Origin of the sequence: Nitratireductor sp. OM-1, assembly GCF_003296175.1 — a bacterium.
Taxonomy (GTDB): Bacteria; Pseudomonadota; Alphaproteobacteria; order Rhizobiales; family Rhizobiaceae; genus Nitratireductor; species Nitratireductor aquimarinus.
This window is the reverse complement of sequence record NZ_CP029208.1, coordinates 3,291,916-3,307,367: the sequence shown is the minus strand read 5'-3', so window position 1 is coordinate 3,307,367 and position 15,452 is coordinate 3,291,916. Positions and strand designations below refer to the sequence as shown.

General features: G+C 61.8%; 18 protein-coding genes. 5 read left to right on the top strand and 13 right to left on the bottom strand.

Annotated elements, in window-relative coordinates; all coding sequences use genetic code 11:
- Positions 1–9: 9 nt before the first annotated feature.
- Together DEJ54_RS15865 and DEJ54_RS15860 are read right to left on the bottom strand one after the other, a co-directional pair.
- Entirely contained in the window at positions 10–711 is a 702-nt protein-coding gene (locus tag DEJ54_RS15865; RefSeq protein WP_113155419.1) for a TIGR02281 family clan AA aspartic protease, read from the bottom strand.
- 2 nt (positions 712–713) lie between these two features.
- Positions 714–938: a DUF1289 domain-containing protein gene (locus tag DEJ54_RS15860; RefSeq protein ID WP_113156331.1), complete on the bottom strand. Its 225-nt coding sequence runs from the start codon at positions 936–938 to the stop codon at positions 714–716.
- A 143-nt stretch (positions 939–1,081) separates the two neighbouring features.
- Here DEJ54_RS15860 and DEJ54_RS15855 point away from each other — a divergent pair, with 143 nt between their 5' ends.
- The gene (locus DEJ54_RS15855) at positions 1,082–2,050 is read left to right on the top strand and encodes a nicotinate-nucleotide--dimethylbenzimidazole phosphoribosyltransferase (RefSeq protein ID WP_113155418.1); all 969 of its coding nucleotides are present in this window, start codon (positions 1,082–1,084) and stop codon (positions 2,048–2,050) included.
- A gap of 14 nt (positions 2,051–2,064) precedes the next feature.
- Here the strand turns inward: DEJ54_RS15855 and DEJ54_RS15850 are convergent, their stop codons facing one another.
- A complete protein-coding gene (locus DEJ54_RS15850; RefSeq protein WP_113155417.1) occupies positions 2,065–3,606 on the bottom strand; it encodes a HAMP domain-containing sensor histidine kinase in 1,542 nt (513 codons plus the stop codon).
- A gap of 68 nt (positions 3,607–3,674) precedes the next feature.
- Here DEJ54_RS15850 and DEJ54_RS15845 point away from each other — a divergent pair, with 68 nt between their 5' ends.
- The 4 genes from DEJ54_RS15845 to DEJ54_RS15830 all read left to right on the top strand — a co-directional run bounded on the left by DEJ54_RS15845 (position 3,675) and on the right by DEJ54_RS15830 (position 6,128).
- A complete protein-coding gene (locus DEJ54_RS15845; protein WP_204360819.1) occupies positions 3,675–4,301 on the top strand; it encodes a thermonuclease family protein in 627 nt (208 codons plus the stop codon).
- Positions 4,288–4,899 (top strand): glutathione S-transferase, encoded by a 612-nt coding sequence (locus tag DEJ54_RS15840; protein WP_113155416.1) that lies wholly within the window; start codon positions 4,288–4,290, stop codon positions 4,897–4,899. The genes DEJ54_RS15845 and DEJ54_RS15840 overlap by 14 nt, the downstream gene beginning before the upstream one ends.
- 2 nt (positions 4,900–4,901) lie before the next feature.
- Positions 4,902–5,534 carry a uracil-DNA glycosylase family protein gene (locus tag DEJ54_RS15835; protein WP_162742321.1) on the top strand — a complete coding sequence of 211 codons (633 nt, stop codon included), beginning with the start codon at positions 4,902–4,904 and terminating at the stop codon, positions 5,532–5,534.
- A gap of 99 nt (positions 5,535–5,633) precedes the next feature.
- On the top strand, positions 5,634–6,128 hold the full coding sequence (locus DEJ54_RS15830; RefSeq protein WP_113155415.1) for an Lrp/AsnC family transcriptional regulator: 495 nt from the start codon (positions 5,634–5,636) through the stop codon (positions 6,126–6,128).
- Here DEJ54_RS15830 and DEJ54_RS15825 read toward each other — a convergent pair.
- The 10 genes from DEJ54_RS15825 to moaA form a co-directional block, all read right to left on the bottom strand.
- Positions 6,083–6,673 (bottom strand): DUF3299 domain-containing protein, encoded by a 591-nt coding sequence (locus DEJ54_RS15825; protein ID WP_113155414.1) that lies wholly within the window; start codon positions 6,671–6,673, stop codon positions 6,083–6,085. The two genes, DEJ54_RS15830 and DEJ54_RS15825, sit on opposite strands and share 46 nt — an antisense overlap.
- Positions 6,674–6,682: 9 nt before the next feature.
- The gene (locus DEJ54_RS15820; RefSeq protein ID WP_256370543.1) at positions 6,683–7,573 is read right to left on the bottom strand and encodes an NAD(P)-dependent oxidoreductase; all 891 of its coding nucleotides are present in this window, start codon (positions 7,571–7,573) and stop codon (positions 6,683–6,685) included.
- Between the two features lie 24 nt (positions 7,574–7,597).
- Positions 7,598–8,422, bottom strand: a complete 825-nt coding sequence (locus DEJ54_RS15815; protein WP_113155412.1) for an ABC transporter permease — start codon at positions 8,420–8,422, stop codon at positions 7,598–7,600.
- Positions 8,419–9,132, bottom strand: a complete 714-nt coding sequence (locus DEJ54_RS15810) for an ABC transporter permease (protein WP_113155411.1) — start codon at positions 9,130–9,132, stop codon at positions 8,419–8,421. Before DEJ54_RS15810 ends, DEJ54_RS15815 begins: the two co-directional genes overlap by 4 nt.
- Before the next feature lie 169 nt (positions 9,133–9,301).
- Positions 9,302–10,087, bottom strand: a complete 786-nt coding sequence (locus tag DEJ54_RS15805) for an ABC transporter substrate-binding protein (protein WP_113155410.1) — start codon at positions 10,085–10,087, stop codon at positions 9,302–9,304.
- 404 nt (positions 10,088–10,491) lie between these two features.
- Positions 10,492–11,010, bottom strand: coding sequence for a molybdopterin-guanine dinucleotide biosynthesis protein B (mobB, locus tag DEJ54_RS15800; protein ID WP_113155409.1), 519 nt, complete (start codon positions 11,008–11,010; stop codon positions 10,492–10,494).
- Positions 11,007–11,636 carry a molybdenum cofactor guanylyltransferase MobA gene (gene mobA, locus DEJ54_RS15795; protein WP_371685903.1) on the bottom strand — a complete coding sequence of 210 codons (630 nt, stop codon included), beginning with the start codon at positions 11,634–11,636 and terminating at the stop codon, positions 11,007–11,009. Before mobA ends, mobB begins: the two co-directional genes overlap by 4 nt.
- Before the next feature lie 9 nt (positions 11,637–11,645).
- Positions 11,646–12,851, bottom strand: a complete 1,206-nt coding sequence (locus DEJ54_RS15790) for a multidrug effflux MFS transporter (protein WP_113155408.1) — start codon at positions 12,849–12,851, stop codon at positions 11,646–11,648.
- 100 nt (positions 12,852–12,951) lie between these two features.
- Entirely contained in the window at positions 12,952–13,872 is a 921-nt protein-coding gene (locus DEJ54_RS15785) for a DMT family transporter (protein WP_113155407.1), read from the bottom strand.
- 418 nt (positions 13,873–14,290) lie between these two features.
- Positions 14,291–15,295, bottom strand: coding sequence for a GTP 3',8-cyclase MoaA (gene moaA / locus DEJ54_RS15780; RefSeq protein ID WP_113156327.1), 1,005 nt, complete (start codon positions 15,293–15,295; stop codon positions 14,291–14,293).
- Positions 15,296–15,452: the final 157 nt, after the last annotated feature.

The window sequence follows — 15,452 nt, the reverse complement described above, 5'->3', positions numbered from 1 at the left end:
AACGGCCTGTCAGTCCTGCAGGACGATCCGGTCGCCGCGCAGTTCGAAGCCGGAAAGGGTGTTGATGAAACTCATGCCCAGAAGGCTCTGCCCAAGGCGGCCGGGCTGGGCGATGTAGACCGGCACATCACTGCGCGCGATAGCGCCTATGCGCACTTCCTGCGCCCGGGCGCGGGCGACCATGGCGGTGCCGTTGGCGGTCGCGACCGGGATCTGAAAACGCAGCGTGGACGGGTCGAAACCGGCCCGTCTCGCATCGTCGTCGGACAGAACGATGCTGCTCGCACCTGTGTCGATGAGCATGCGCAGAGCCTGTCCGTTCACATCGGCGATCACCTCGAAATGCCCGTTGGCCGAGCGCTCCACCATGACCCGGGCATTGCCCTCGCTGCTGACCATGGAGACGGGGCTGCCGGGAATGAGGCCGGCCGTGACGCGGCTGGCGAAATCCTGAAGCTCGTAACGATACTGATAGACGGCGATGAGTGCGAGAAGCAGGAACACCCAGAAGGCGAGGGAGCGTGCGGCTTCGCCAATCCGCATGCCCGATCCCAGAATGCCGACCAGCAGGACCGCGCCCCAGAGCCCGAGATAAAGCGTTGCGGCAAAGGTGGCGTTCTCCAGTCCGAGGACGCGGCCGGAATCGTGATTGGCGATCAGCAGGATCAATCCGCCGCCAAGCAGCGCCATGACAATCCAGAAAAGCCGCATGGCTATTGCTCCTGTGCGCGCGTTCGTGTGAGCCGGCTCCGCCGGGTTTCGCGTCGTGGTTTGCGTTCTATCGTCTCAAGACGCGATGGAAGTGCGTCCATGATTGCGCCGCGCTCCTCGTCCGACATGGCGATCCAGCCGGCGATCTCCTCGCGCGTGCGCCCGCAGCCGAAGCAAAGTCCCGATGTCAGGTCGATGGAGCATACGAGGATGCAGGGCGATTTCATGTCAGGCATGGTCTTTCCAGTGTTCTGCCAAGACATGGGGCATGGCGTCCTGTGGCGCAAGTCGCCGCGCCCGTCTATTCACCATTGCACCGGGCGGCTGTGGTGGGTATCTCGTTGCCGAAACCAATCGGGAACCAGATTTCATGTCCTTCTCCGGAATGCCTTTCGACGATGTGCGCTCGCTGCTCGAGCAGATCGAAGCGCCTGACGACAATGCCGCGACAGCCATGGCGCAGGCATTCGACCGGGCGGGTTATGCGGGAGAGACGCTGGGCCGTCTCAGGGCGCTGGGTGTCTGGCTTGCGCGCACGCGCCGCCGCGTGCCGCCGTTGATCGGCAAATCCGGTGTCGCGCTCTATGCCGCGACGCATGGCTTTGCGACGGAAGATGCAGGCGATCCGCTTGCCGCGCAGCGTGCGCGCGTGGATGCCGTTGCTGCCGGTGCGGCTGCGGTTTCTCATCTTTGCGTGGCGAACGATCTTTCGCTGAACGTGTTCGACCTCGCGCTTGATCTGCCTGCGGACGACATCCGCAAGGGCGCATCTCTGGATGAACGCTCCTGCGCCGCGACCATCGCGTTCGGCATGGAGGCAACGGCCGAGGGCGTTGACCTGCTTTGCGTCGGTGCTGTTGGTGCGCAGGCAAGGGCGGCTGCATCCGCACTTCTCACGGCACTGTTCGAGGGCGGAGCCGATGTGGTCGATGGCGCTGACCGGGATATCGTCGCAGGCGCGCTTTCTTTCCATGCGGGGCAGCTTGCCGATCCTCTGGAGGCGTTGCGCCGGCTTGGCGGGCGCGACATCGCGGCTCTGACCGGCGCCATTCTTGCAGCCCGCGCGCAGGGCATTCCTGTGGTGCTCGACGGTGTGCCGGGGCTCGCTGCCGCCGCCGTCCTTTACCGTTTGTCGCCAGACATGATCTCGCATTGCGTGCTGGCCGGCGCCGGCTCTTCGCTTGAGATATGGGCGGCTGAAAAGCTCGAACTCACGCCGCTTCTCGACCTCGGGTTCTCGGGCGAAGAAGGCTGCGCCGGTGCGATTGCGGTCGGTCTGGTGAAATCGGCTGCCGCTCTTGCCGGCGGCGTGGCGGAAGTCGCCAAGCGATTAGGATAAACTGTCAGGCAGCCTCAGGCGGCTCCGCCTGAGGCGCGTTTGCGCTCTCTTGGAACGGCTGGAAGCTCTTCCATCACCCGCGAGCGCGGGAAGGCGACAATGGCGTCCGTGCCCGAGCGCAGTCTCGAATTCAGCTCGAAGACCCCGTCATGCAGCGCTGTCAGCCCCTGCACGATGGGCAAGCCAAGACCGGTGCCCTGTTCGGCGCTCTTGATGGCGATGGAGCCCTGACCGAAGGCCGAAAGAACGACGGCCAACTCGTCGTCGGGGATGCCGGGGCCATTGTCCTTGATTGCCAGATACTGCCCGCCACCGGCCGTCCAGCCGACGCGAATGCGCACTTCGCTTCCCGTGGGGCTGAATTTCACCGCATTGGCAAGCAGGTTGAGCGTGATCTGGCGGATGGCGCGCTCGTCGGCGAAAAGGCGTAACAGCGTCGGTTCGACTTCCAGCCTGAGGCTGATACCCTTGCCGCGCGCCTTCATCTCCATCAGCCGGCAGCAGTCTTCCACGATGGGGCCGAGAAGGAGCGGTTCCTCGTTCAGCCGGTACCGTCCCGCCTCGATGCGCGAAAGATCGAGGATCTCGTTGATCAGGCTGAGCAGATGTTTGCCGGATGTGTGAATGTCGTTTGCGTAATCCCGGTAGGTGGGATTGTCGAGCGGACCGAGCACCTGGTTCGCCATGACCTCGGAAAAGCCGAGAATGGCGTTGAGCGGCGTTCTGAGCTCATGGCTCATGGATGCGAGAAAGCGCGACTTGGCGAGGTTCGCCTCTTCGGCGCGCCGGCGCGCCTCATCCGACATGGATTTTGCGGTTTCCAGCTCACCGATCAGCGCATTCTTTTCGCTCTCAAAGGCAAGCAGTCTCAGAGCCGCGCGATTGCGGTGATGCGCCACATAGGCGAGGAATGGCAGCGATGCGGCGAGAACCAGCGCGGTAACCATGCTCGCTGTGTCGGGCTCTGCGCTGACTGTGAAGGCGAAGAGGCAAACGGGCAGCGCGAAGGCCGCGACAAGCGCACCGCCAAGCGATGCGGTGACGATGGCCGTTCCCGCGATGACGAACAGAAGCACCGCGCCCTGAATGACGGCCGGGTCCGTCAATGCGCTTGCGGGGACGGATAAGATGGCGAAATAGGCCCATCCGAGGCCGCTGGCGAAATGCGCTGCATATAAGCGATAGCGTGTGCGCGTGACTTCGATTTCGTTTTCCGGCAGCCGGTTGAGGCGATGCGCCAGGGCAATGAGCGGCAGGTAGCAGGCGAGGCAGGCAAACGCCCAGATGAAAATCCGCTGTGCGTCGAACCCCGCATAGAGACCGCCCACGCAGATCGAAAAGATCAGGAGGGGCGGCTTGATGGCGTTGGAGAGGATGGCCCGCGCATGCAGTTTGAGCATGTCGCGGTTGAAATCGGGCGGACCGAGATTTTGGGACAGCCGATCACGGGTGCGCCGCACGGCAAGCCCCACATTGCTGTTGCGATGCGGCTTGGTGCGGTCCACAATGAACTTGTCGGCGAACTTGTCGGCCGATTTTGACGCTTCCGGCACCATCACCTGTTTCGAATTCCCGCTATTTGCCACCCAGATTATTCGTGAATGATTAAGAGACCCTTCAGGAAATGAGTGGCCGTCGATACACGCGCCGTCGTGGAAGCAGGCGCATACGGCTTGCCGACCTCGCTTTAACCCTGCTGCTTCTGGGCGGGATTGCGCTTCTCGTTGACCGGCTTCAGTGGCTGAGCAGCGAGACGCTCACGGGCGCCGTGATCGTCCATGACGGCGATACGCTCACCCTGTCCGGCGAACGTATCCGCCTCAAGGGTATTGATGCGCCGGAATACAACCAGTCCTGCACGCGCGATGGTCAAAACTATGCCTGCGGGCGTGAGGCGCTTCGCGCCCTGCAGCGGCTGGTGGTGCGGGCGGAGGTGATTTGCGAGGGATATGAGCGCGATCGCTATGAGCGGCTTCTCGCCCGCTGTATGGTGGATGGGGAGGATATCGGCCGTGCGCTCGTGGAGGCTGGCTGGGCAATGGCCTATGGCGATTACGATGCAGTCGAGGCGGAGGCGCGCCGCGGCCGTCGTGGCATCTGGGCCGGTGGCTTCGATGCGCCGCGCGATTGGCGCGCCGCGCATCAGGGCGAGGCTCCGTCGCAGGATGATGATTTGCTCGGCCGTCTCTGGGAGCAGATAAGACAGTGGTTTTCAGGCGAAGGACAGGGAACGCAAGATGAAGCTTTATGACGGGGGCAGGGCACCCAATCCACGGCGTGTGCGCATATTCCTGGCCGAGAAAGGCATTGAAGTGCCGATTGTCCCCGTGGACATGGGCGCGCTTGAGCACAAGTCGGAAACGCTGACGCGGCTGAACCCGCTGCAGCGCCTGCCGGTGCTGGAGCTTGATGATGGCACGGTTCTCACCGAGACGGTGGCGATCTGCCGGTATTTCGAGGCGCTGCACCCGGAGCCTGCCCTGTTTGGCAAGGGCGCGCTCGGCATGGCGCAGGTGGAGATGTGGCAGCGCCGCGTGGAAATGCACCTGTTCTTTCCCATCGCACAGGCGTTTCGCCATCTGCACCCGGCCATGAAGGACTGGGAAGTGCCGCAGGTCGGCGAATGGGGGGAGGCGAACAAGCCCAGGGCGCTGGAGTTCCTCACCTATCTCGACGGAGAACTTGCCGACCGTCCCTTCATCGCCGGTGATGATTACAGCATCGCCGACATTACCGGGCTCTCAAGCGTTGATTTCATGAAGCTGGCGCGGATTTCCATTCCCGATGGGCTCGATCATGTGATGCGCTGGTATCATACGGTGGCCGGAAGGCCGAGCGCGCAGGCCTGAGCATGGACATGCAGGACGGAGCGCTGGCAGCCCTTCTGGAGCAGGTCCGCGCCTGCCGTCTCTGCGTGGAAGATCCCGAGGGCAAACCCCTCCCGCATGAACCGCGCCCCGTGGTGGTGGGTTCCTCGACCGCGCGCATTCTGATCGCCGGGCAGGCGCCGGGCACGCGGGTTCACGCTTCCGGCCTGCCATTCGACGATCGCTCGGGAGACCGGCTGCGGGACTGGCTTCAGGTGGACCGCCCGACATTCTACGATCCGTCGCGTTTTGCCATTGTGCCGATGGGGTTCTGCTTTCCGGGCCTTGATGCGAAAGGCGGCGATCTGCCGCCGCGCCGGGAATGCGCACCCGCCTGGCGCGGGCAGCTGATGGCGCTCATGCCGCAGATCGAACTCGTCCTGGTGATCGGGCAATATGCGCAGGCCTGGCATCTGGGGGGCGAGCGTTCACGCACGCTGACAGAGACGGTTGGCGACTGGCGGCGGCTTTTGGCGCTGCCTCGAAGCCCGCGCGTCCTGCCTCTGCCGCATCCCTCGTGGCGCAACACTGCCTGGCTCAGGAAGAATCCCTGGTTCGAGCGCGATCTGCTGCCGGTTCTCCGGGAGGAAATCCGTCGGCTTATCTCACCGGTTTGAGAATTCTTCGGTCTCAATCTCGAGTTTTTGAGCAAAAAATTTCTTGTTGAGCGGTATGGCTCCTGTCATTTTAGGAAATCTTTTTCTCCGGAGTTTGTCATGGACCGCCTTGATCGCAAGATCCTGCGCCTCTTGCAGGAAAATTCGACCCTTGCTGTTGCCGATGTTGCAAAAAAGGTGGGCCTGTCGACGACGCCCTGCTGGCGGCGCATTCAGAAGCTGGAGGAAGAAGGCGTCATTCGCCGGCGTGTGGCGGTGCTTGATCCGGAAAAGATCAACGCGCGGGTCAATGTCTTCGTCTCGATCCGCACCAACATGCACAGCCATGAATGGCTGAAGCGCTTTTCCGAAGTGATCCAGCAGTTTCCCGAAGTGGTCGAGTTCTACCGCATGAGCGGCGATGTGGACTATCTGCTGCGCGTGGTCGTTCCGGACATTGCGGCCTATGACGCTTTCTACAAAAAGCTCATCGGCAAGATCGAGATTCGCGATGTCTCGTCCACCTTCGCCATGGAGCAGATCAAATACACGACCGAGCTGCCGCTGGACTATCTGGTGCTCGACAAGGATTCCGGTGGCTCCAACGGCGGCTGAGCGGAAAGCTCGGCACCTCTTGTGACCCGATGCCACGGATTGTCCTGTGACGGGTCGCGCCATGCAGGCGCGTTCCGGTTCGGGCTCACTTCCGCGCGGCGCATCGTGTAGCCGGATTCGATGATGGCCGCTCCGTCCAGAATGAAAAGCTGCGTCTTTTCCAGGCCGGGGCGCAGAGCGCCGGTGATCGTGACCGGCTCATAGTTGGAACTGAGCCGGTAGGGCTCCGATGGCACCACGCGGATGACCTGATTGGCCGGCGGCTGCTGCATGTGGCTGCAAGCGCCGCGCCGCGCGACCAGCATGAAGGCGTAGACCAGTTCGCCCTCGCGATCGGCCGGCAGGAGATAACCTGACAGCCTGATCGTTTCTTCGTCAAGACCCGTTGCAAGCGCGGGCCCATCAGGATTGCCGTGGGCGGGGGAGAGATCCGGCCAGTCGATCTGTCTTGCCTCAACTGCGCTGGCGCTGGCCGGTGCGATGAAGGCCGGTGTCGCGAAGATGCTCAGGATTGCTGCATGAAACACCCGGAACCGGCCAGCCATCGCTCGCTCCTATTTTGACAGTCGGGCGAGGAGGGATGAAGTGTCCCAGCGATTGCCGCCCATCTTCTGCACGTCCTTGTAAAACTGGTCGACCAGCGCCGTGACCGGCAGGCTCGCCCCGTTGCGATTGGCTTCGGAGAGGCAGATGCCGAGATCCTTGCGCATCCAGTCGACCGCGAAGCCAAACTCATATGCGCCTTCGTTCATCGTCTTGTGACGGTTCTCCATCTGCCAGGAACCGGCAGCGCCCTTGGAGATTACATCGACGACTTTTTCGATATCGAGACCGGCTTTCTGGCCGAAATGAATGCCTTCGGCCAGCCCCTGAACGAGGCCTGCAATGCAGATCTGGTTGATCATCTTGGTGAGCTGGCCGGCACCCGCCGGGCCCATCAGGCCGACCATGCGCGCGAAGGAGGAGATGACCGGTTTCGCCTTCTCGAACACGGCCTCGTCACCGCCGCACATGACCGTGAGCACGCCGTTTTCAGCACCCGCCTGACCGCCGGAGACCGGGGCATCGATGAAGCCAAAGCCGCGCTCCTGCGCCGCCTCGGCCAGTTCGCGCGCCACTTCCGCCGACGCCGTGGTGTTGTCGATGAAGATCGCGCCTTCCTTCATGCTCTGGAAAGCGCCGTCTTCGCCGAGTGTCACCGAGCGAAGGTCATCGTCATTGCCGACGCAGGAAAACACGAAGTCCTTGCCTGCGGCGGCCTCACGGGGCGTCGGGGCGCTCGCGCCGCCATGCTCTTCAACCCATTTCCGGGCCTTGGCGGCCGTGCGGTTGTAGACCGTGACCGTATGACCGCCCTTGTTTTGAAGATGCGCGGCCATCGGATATCCCATGACCCCGAGCCCGATGAATGCGACGTCTGCCATTCGGAAATTTTCTCCCTTGATATGCGTGTGCTGGCGCAGGTCGCGCTAGCGCTTCAGATGCTTTGTGATGCGGAGTTCGATCCAGTCGATCGCGTTGCGCAGCACCTCGACAATGCCAAGATAGATGATGGCGGCCCAGATGTAAGTCTGGAAGTCGAAGGTGCGGGCATAGGCGCGCCGTGTCTCGCCCATCAGGTCGTAGACCGTGATGATGGCGACGATGGCCGAACCCTTGATCATGAGGATGATCTCATTGCCATAGGGCCTCAGCGCCACGATCAGGGCCTGGGGGATGATGATCTTGCGCAGCGTCTGGAGTTTTGAAAGCCCCAGAGCCGAGGCCGCCTCCCATTGTCCGCGCCCGACGCTTTCCACCGCGCCGCGCAGGATTTCCGCCTGATAGGCAGAGGTGTTGAGCGTGAAGGCAAAGGCCGCGCAGTACCATGCCTCGCGGAAAAAGCCCCAGAGACCGATGGCCTGAAGTTCCGGACGAAACGAACCGAGGCCGTAATAGATCAGGAAGGTCTGCGCCAGAAGCGGCGTGCCGCGGAAGAAGTAGACATAGGCATAGGCCAGTCCGGCGATCAGCTTGTTCCGCGACATGCGCCCGAGCGCAATGGGAACGGAGAGCAGTGCGCCGCAGATGACCGAAACGGCGACGAGCTGGATCGTGACCCACAGGCCCGACAGGTAGCGCGGCGCATAGCGGGCGAAGATTTCGGGATCCCATGCATTGACCATGAAGATCAGAACGCCGAGCCCAAGTGCTGCCCAGATCGTGAGCAGAACGACGCCGATGATGCGGGCGCGCGTCCAACCCTGTTTGACTTCCGGTGGCCGCTCCACCGCAATTGTGCCGTTCGCGCTCATCGCTGCACTCCATGGCGTTTCGTCCGTCTTTCGATCGCGCCAAGGGCGATGGAGGAAAGCATGGCGAGGACGAGATAGAGGAGGCAGGCAATGCCGTAGAACAGGAACGCCTCCTTGGTGACGCGGGCCGCGATGCCGGTCTGGCGCAGGATGTCGGTGAGGCCTATCACGGACACGAGTGCGGTGTCCTTGAGGAGGATCAGCCACAGATTGGACAGGCCGGGCAGGGCGAGGCGAATGAGCTGCGGCAGGATGACGAGCCGCATGGTCTGCCCGTTGGAAAGGCCGATGGCATGCCCGCCTTCATATTGCCCGTCCGGGATCGCCCGAAACGCCGCAAGGAAAACCTCGCTGGCATAGGAGGAGAACACAGCGCCCAGCGCGACCATGCCGGCCACGAAGGCGTTGATCTCGATATTGGCGTCCGGGTTGAACAAATGCACGAGCTTCTGCAGGCCGATCTGCGCGCCGTAGAAGACGAGAAACAGCGTCAGCAGTTCAGGAAGACCGCGGAAAATCGTCGTGTAGATGTTTGCTGCAAGCCGTAAGGCCTTGTCGTTCGAGCGCTTGCCCAGCGCGACGAAGAAGCCGATGGCGAGCCCCAGAGGTAAGGTGGCCAGCGCCAGGGTTACCGTCAACAGAACGCCTTTGGCGATATTGTCGCCCCAGCCCTCAGGGCCGAAACTCAAAAGGGTCCAAACCCCTTCCATCTCCCAAAATCCTTACTCGAACCGCCTGATCCTGCACCCCCATGCGGATTGGCGATTTCATTTCTGGTAACGGCGCCCTTAAGCAAACGCCGCCCGATACGCAACAGGCGGCCGAACCTTTTGGGTCCGGCCGCCTGCGGCTATGTCAATCGACACATGATGACTGCGCTCAATCGCCGTAGACGTCGAACGAGAAATACTGGTCGTTGATTTCCTTGTATTTTCCGTTTTCCCGAATGGCGGTGATTGCAGCGTTCAGCTTCTCGCGGAGCTCATCCTCGCCCTGACGCACGGCAATGCCAATGCCGGGGCCGTAGATGGCTTCATCCGGGGTAAGCGTGCCGAGCACCTTGCAGCAGGCGCCATCTTCGCTGTCGAGGAACTCCTGAAGCACGATCACGTCATCGATCACGGCGTCCAGACGACCGTTCACCATGTCGAGCTTGTATTCCTCGGCGGTCGGATAAACCTTCACGTCGCTGTCGCTGAAGGTCGTTTCGGCGAAAGTCGCATGGGTGGTTGCGCCCTGCGCGCCGATCACCTTGCCGGCCAGATCCTCCCTGGACGTGCCGGTGATGTCGGATTCCTTCGGCACAACGAGCGCCGGCGGCGTGTTGTAATACTTGTTGGAGAAGTCGACCTGCTTCTTGCGGTCCTCGGTGATCGACATGGAAGCGATGATGGCGTCGAACTTGCCGGCCTGAAGGGCGGGAATGATGCCGTCCCAATCCTGCGTCACGAACTCGCACTCCGCCTTCATCTCGGCGCAGAGCGCCTTGGCGATGTCCACGTCGAAGCCTTCCAGAGAGCCATCGGCGGTCAGGTTGTTGAAGGGAGGATAGGCGCCTTCGGTGCCGATCTTCAGCTTCATCGTGTCCTGGGCATGGGCCGAGCCAACTGCGAGCGCCAGGGCGGCTGCGGGCAGGGCGAGCGCGATACGCCGTGAAATAAGCATTCTAGTTCCTCTCATCTTATTATGTGCCGCCTTCCATTTTGACCGGGGCGGTGCATGAAGCCGGATATTCCCACCGATTTGCCGCAAATTGCAACCGTAAAGGTGACAGCTCGGAGGCAATGCAAGGAAGGCGCAGGAACCCAGGGTCAGAACCCATTACTATGGCCGCAATGGCGTTCGATAGACCAAAAGATGCAAGGAAACGCCCGCAGAGCGGGGGCTTCCCCCGGTCAAGGGGGGTGACGCAGCAGGTCGCCAGTCTATCGAGCGTCCTTCGGATCAGCATGATTTGCACGGGCTACTTTGTCGCAAAGCCTTGAAAGACGTGAAGTCTTCCTTCGGTCTTGCTTCGCGTATCCGCACAAATCAGGCCGACCATTGCGGCCATATTAATGGGTCTGACCCTAGCCGTCGCCGCGCGCGATTCCCGTATGATTGACGATGAAATCGGCAATGGCGTCTATGTCATCAAGGTCGAAGACCGGCAATGCACCACCTTCGGTTTCGTGGTCGGCGGCCACAGCAACGATTGCCGGGTCTGATGCCGCAAGAAAGGCCTTGTCGCCGGAAGCCTGCCGGCGGCATTCGAGCTTTGGGTGGCCGGCGCGCTTGAAACCTTCGATGAGCACCAGATCGCAGGGAGAAAGCCGTGACAGCATCTCCTCCATTGTTGGCTCTTTTTCATCGGTGAGTTCATGGATCATCGCCCAGCGCCTGCCAGACACGATGGCGATTTCGCCTGCGCCCGCGCGGCGATGGCGGAACGAATCCGTTCCTTCGTGATCAATGTCGAAATCGTGGTGCGCATGCTTCAGCGTTGCGATCCTGAAGCCGCGTTTCGTCAGCGTCTCCACGAGCGCGACGGTCAAAGTGGTCTTGCCGGAGTTTTTCCAGCCGACAATGCCGAATACGGGCTGATTCACGACTTCTCTCTTCTGCTTCTGTCGCGCGCCTGTTCAAGGTCATCGGGCGTGTTGACGTTGAAGAATGGATCGCCTTCGGCGCTTTGCGGGAAATCCACGATTGCCGCCTTCTGGACATCGCAGGCATAGGCGGCGACACGGCGGCTTCCGCCTTCGGCGATATGTCGGGCGAGATCGTCGGCGATGCACACAGGCCAGAGCCCGAAAACCGGATGCAGCCTTTCGCCTGAACGCGCAAGGGCCACCGTTTTGGCGCTCCCGCCGGCTTCGGCCAACCGTTCCACCAGATCATCCGGGAAGAAGGGCGTGTCGGCTGCTGCCGTGACGACGTGGGTGGCGCCGGGCTCATTTTTCCGTGCCCATTGCAGGCCGGCGAGAATGCCGCCCAGAGGGCCGACGCGCTCTGGCAGCGGGTCGGAGACCACATCGAGCCCCAGTGTCGCAAAGCGTTCGGGATCGCCATTGGCGTTGAGCGCCAGCCGGTCGACCTGAGGGGAAAGCCGCGCGATCACCGTTTCCATCAGCGAGGCTTCCTCAAGCGCGAGCATGCCCTTGTCGCCGCCGCCCATGCGGCTGGCTTCGCCACCGGCAAGAATGATCCCGACAATGCCCTTGCTCATGCTCATGTACCTGCCTCAAACATCTCCGACCTGCCGGGCAACGTAAATCACATAGAGCGATGTGACGATGCCGAGCGACGACGAGATCAGCATGACCCAGATGAGCGGGTAGGGGCCGGTATCGGGTGAAAGGAGAGCGCCGGCGAGAACGGAAAGGGCCGCGCCGCCGCCGATCTGCAACGCTCCGCCCAGGCCCGACGCCGAGCCGGCCAGATGCGGACGCACGCTGACAATGCCTGCATTGGCGTTCGGCATGGTCATGCCATTGCCGATGCCCACGAGGAATGAGGGGCCGAACAGCGACATTGGATGGTAGAAGCCGACAAGGAACAGCGCCAGAGCCAGCAGGAGGCCCAGCGAGGCGACAATGTTGCCGGCGAGCATCATCGGGTTGATGCCGATGCGCCGCGAATAGCGACCGGACATGAAGTTGCCGATCATGTAGCCGACCGAGATGAAGATGAAATACAGGCCGTATTGCGATGGCGTCAGACCCAGGATCTCGGTGGCCACATAGGGGCCGCCGCCAAGAAACGCGAAGAACGCGCCGGACGCCATCCCCGCAGTGGCGGTGTAACCCCAGAAGCGACGGGCGCGGAACAGTTCGGGGTAGGTTTTCAGCTGTTTGGTGAGGCTGGTCGAACGGTTGTGATGGGTCTCGCCGAGGTCGAGATAGACCACCACGAAAGAGATAAGCCCAAAGCCCAGGATGAGATAGAAGGTGGACTTCCAGCCATAGAGTTCATCCAGAAAGCCGCCGATAACGGGGCCGAGCATGGGGGCGAGCGTCATGCCCATGGTGATGTAGCCGATGCGGCTTGCCGCTTCGTCCGCGCCGACCGTGTCACGCACGATGGCGCGCGACAGGACCATGCCGGCGGCGGCGAAGGCCTGCATCACCCGGCAGATCAGAAAAATGGTGATGTTGGGGGCCACAAGGGCGGCGATGGTGGCCAGGATGAAGATGACGAACGAGGTGAGCATGACCGGCCGGCGGCCAAAGCGGTCGGAGGCGGGGCCGATGCCGAGCTGCAATATCGCGGTTGCGGCCAGGTAGAGCGAAACGGCAAGCTGGACGACCCTGTAATCGGCCTGAAAATACTCCGCCATTCCGGGCAGTGAGGGAAGGAAAAGGTTCATGGAGACGGCGGCGGTGGCGCTCGCGATCACCAGCGTGACGATATGGGGAGGGGTGGCAGAGCGAGGTAAATGCTTTTCCATAACGTCTTGAGAACCTTGATTTATCAGAGACTGTGACCGGAGATGCGGTGCACAGCCTCGTTGGCAATGGTCAGGCGCTTTTGTGACTGCCTGTTGCCCCTCATGTGCCCTCCGTGGCCATGCTGGGGGTTGTGCTTTCAGCGGCAGGTTTGACCCTGTCGATGATCTGTTCGCGATAGAGCGTGTAGAGGCCGGAACCGACAACCAGCCCTGCGCCGAGGATCATGGCCCAGTCCGGCCAGTCGCCGAAAAGGACGATGCCGAGCGCAATGGCCCAGAGCAGCGCCGTGTACCGGAAGGGCGCGATGAAGGAGAGTTCTCCCACGCGAAGCGAAACCACGATGAAATGATAACCGCAGACCACGCACAGCGTCGCGCCGACAAGGATTGCGAAATCCGCATTGCTCATCGGCGACCAGCCGCCATAGGGGACGACCAGAACAGCGCCGGCAAGCGTGACCGCTGCGGCGGTGGCGGTGGAGATCAGGGATGAGGGGATATCCTCGGGGATCTTGCGTGTTGTCAGGTCGCGCATGGTCGCGAAGGCAACTGCCGCCACGCCATAGAGCGAATAGGCGTTGAAGGCGTCAAACCCCGGCCTGATGATGATCAGGATGCCGATAAAGCCCACGGCAATCGCGCTCCAGCGACGCCAGCCAACGGGCTCACTGAGAAAGAAGGCCGCGCCCATGGTGACGGTGAGTGGCAGCACCTGCATGACCGCTGTCAGGTTGGCGATGGGCATATGCGCAAGAGCCGACAGGAAGCAGATCGTTGCGCCTGTCTCGCCGGCAACCCGCAGCGCGACCATGGGGTGCAGGATGGCTCTGGGCTGCTGCAGCGCTTTCGTGCGCCACGCGAACAGAAGCATAAGCGCAGTCGCCATGACGCCGCGCACAAGCATGACCTGTCCCATGTTCATGACTTCGGCAACGAGCTTGGTCAAAGCATCATTGATGGTGAAGCCGGCAAGGGCCACACACATGAAAAGCGCACCGCGCGCATTCGGCGAAAAGGACACGACTACCCCGCGATGCAGGCACGTGGAAACACACCGCCCGCCGGGGGCGGCGCTTCCACGTCGAAGGAGTTTCAACGGTTATGCGCGAAAGCGAATCTGCTCCCCGCACATCTCGTGTTGATGCTAAGTATACCTTATTGATTTGGCAATCGTTGAGGCCGCGAAAAACGCCCCGAATCCGGCCCCGGATCCATTCTGACGCACCCTGCGAGACACACGAAGATTTTCAGAACACGCGTGGTTCGGCTGGCTCACCATGAGGGAGGACACTGACTGCCAAACGCGTTGGAACGTCTTTGATCAAGGCGCCTTGTCAGGAACTGCTTCCCTCATGCTGAGCCAGCCGAACCATGCATCGCGCGAATACGATGGAGTATGGGAAAGACCGAAGAAGCGTTCCGCCTTTCGGTCCGGGACCTTAGCCGCCAGTAACGCTCATATGCCGCGACACCGAGGGGCGGTTGGTGCGCCGGTCGATGATGAAGTCGTGCCCCTTGGGCTTGCGGGCAATGGCCCTGTCGATGGTTTCGGCAAGCAGGTCATTGCCTTCCGAAGCCCGCAGCGCATCGCGCAGATCTGCAGAATCGTCCTGACCCAGGCACATGTAGAGCATGCCCGTGCAGGTGATGCGCACGCGGTTGCAGCTTTCGCAGAAATTATGCGTCATCGGGGTGATGAAGCCGAGCTTGCCGCCCGTTTCCGCCACCTCGACATAGCGCGCCGGTCCGCTCGTCTTGAACGGAATGTCGGTCAGCGTGAACTGCTTCTCAAGCTGTGCGCGCAGGAGCGAAAGCGGAAGATACTGGTCGGTCCGGTCGCCGTCGATCTCACCCATGGGCATGGTCTCGATCACGGTCATGTCCATGCCGCGGCCATGCGCCCAGCGCAGCATTTCGGAGATTTCGTCTTCGTTGAAGCCCTTGAGCGCGACGGTGTTCAGCTTGATCTTGAGGCCGGCGGCCTCCGCAGCTTCAATGCCACGCATCACCTTGTCGAGCTTGCCCCAGCGGGTGATGGCGTGAAACTTGTCCGCATCGAGCGTGTCGATGGAAACGTTGATGCGCCGAACGCCGCAATCGGCAAGCTCGGTGGCAAAACGCTCGAGCTGGGAGCCGTTGCTGGTGAGCGTCAGCTCATCGAGTGCGCCGGATTTCAGGTGGCGCGAAAGCTGCAGCACCAGATGCATGATGTTCTTGCGCACCAGCGGCTCACCGCCGGTCAGCCGAAGCCGCCGCACACCCTTTTCGATGAAGACGGTGCACAGCCGGTCCAGCTCTTCCAGGCTCAGAAGATCGCGCTTGGGCAGAAACGTCATGTCTTCCGCCATGCAGTAGACGCACCGGAAGTCGCAGCGATCAGTAACCGAAACGCGCAGATAGTCGATGGCGCGGCCAAAGGGGTCGATCATGTTGCTCTGCGTCATAGGCTCGCTTCCGCTGGCGGTTCCGATCATGTTTCCACCCTTCTCATGTCGTGGATCGGGGCAGACAATTCAAGCGCCGTGACACTAGCACCGGGCTGTTCTCGTGGGCAATCCGCATCGCAGGGCTTTTCAGTTGAACCAAAGCTGAATAGGTCTG

Bases quoted from the DNA above. Each gene is read 5' to 3' on its own strand.
- DEJ54_RS15865 (WP_113155419.1), bottom strand. From the start codon at position 711: ATGCGGCTTTTCTGGATTGTCATGGCGCTGCTTGGCGGCGGATTGATC.
- DEJ54_RS15840 (WP_113155416.1), top strand. From the start codon at position 4,288: ATGAAGCTTTATGACGGGGGCAGGGCACCCAATCCACGGCGTGTGCGC.
- DEJ54_RS15835 (WP_162742321.1), top strand. From the start codon at position 4,902: ATGGACATGCAGGACGGAGCGCTGGCAGCCCTTCTGGAGCAGGTCCGC.
- mobA (WP_371685903.1), bottom strand. From the start codon at position 11,636: ATGAGCATGAGCAAGGGCATTGTCGGGATCATTCTTGCCGGTGGCGAA.
- DEJ54_RS15790 (WP_113155408.1), bottom strand. From the start codon at position 12,851: ATGGAAAAGCATTTACCTCGCTCTGCCACCCCTCCCCATATCGTCACG.
- moaA (WP_113156327.1), bottom strand. From the start codon at position 15,295: ATGACGCAGAGCAACATGATCGACCCCTTTGGCCGCGCCATCGACTAT.
- DEJ54_RS15850 (WP_113155417.1), bottom strand. From the start codon at position 3,606: ATGGTGCCGGAAGCGTCAAAATCGGCCGACAAGTTCGCCGACAAGTTC.
- DEJ54_RS15805 (WP_113155410.1), bottom strand. From the start codon at position 10,087: ATGCTTATTTCACGGCGTATCGCGCTCGCCCTGCCCGCAGCCGCCCTG.
- DEJ54_RS15825 (WP_113155414.1), bottom strand. From the start codon at position 6,673: ATGGCTGGCCGGTTCCGGGTGTTTCATGCAGCAATCCTGAGCATCTTC.
- DEJ54_RS15855 (WP_113155418.1), top strand. From the start codon at position 1,082: ATGTCCTTCTCCGGAATGCCTTTCGACGATGTGCGCTCGCTGCTCGAG.
- DEJ54_RS15860 (WP_113156331.1), bottom strand. From the start codon at position 938: ATGAAATCGCCCTGCATCCTCGTATGCTCCATCGACCTGACATCGGGA.
- DEJ54_RS15830 (WP_113155415.1), top strand. From the start codon at position 5,634: ATGGACCGCCTTGATCGCAAGATCCTGCGCCTCTTGCAGGAAAATTCG.
- DEJ54_RS15845 (WP_204360819.1), top strand. From the start codon at position 3,675: ATGAGTGGCCGTCGATACACGCGCCGTCGTGGAAGCAGGCGCATACGG.
- DEJ54_RS15815 (WP_113155412.1), bottom strand. From the start codon at position 8,422: ATGAGCGCGAACGGCACAATTGCGGTGGAGCGGCCACCGGAAGTCAAA.
- DEJ54_RS15810 (WP_113155411.1), bottom strand. From the start codon at position 9,132: ATGGAAGGGGTTTGGACCCTTTTGAGTTTCGGCCCTGAGGGCTGGGGC.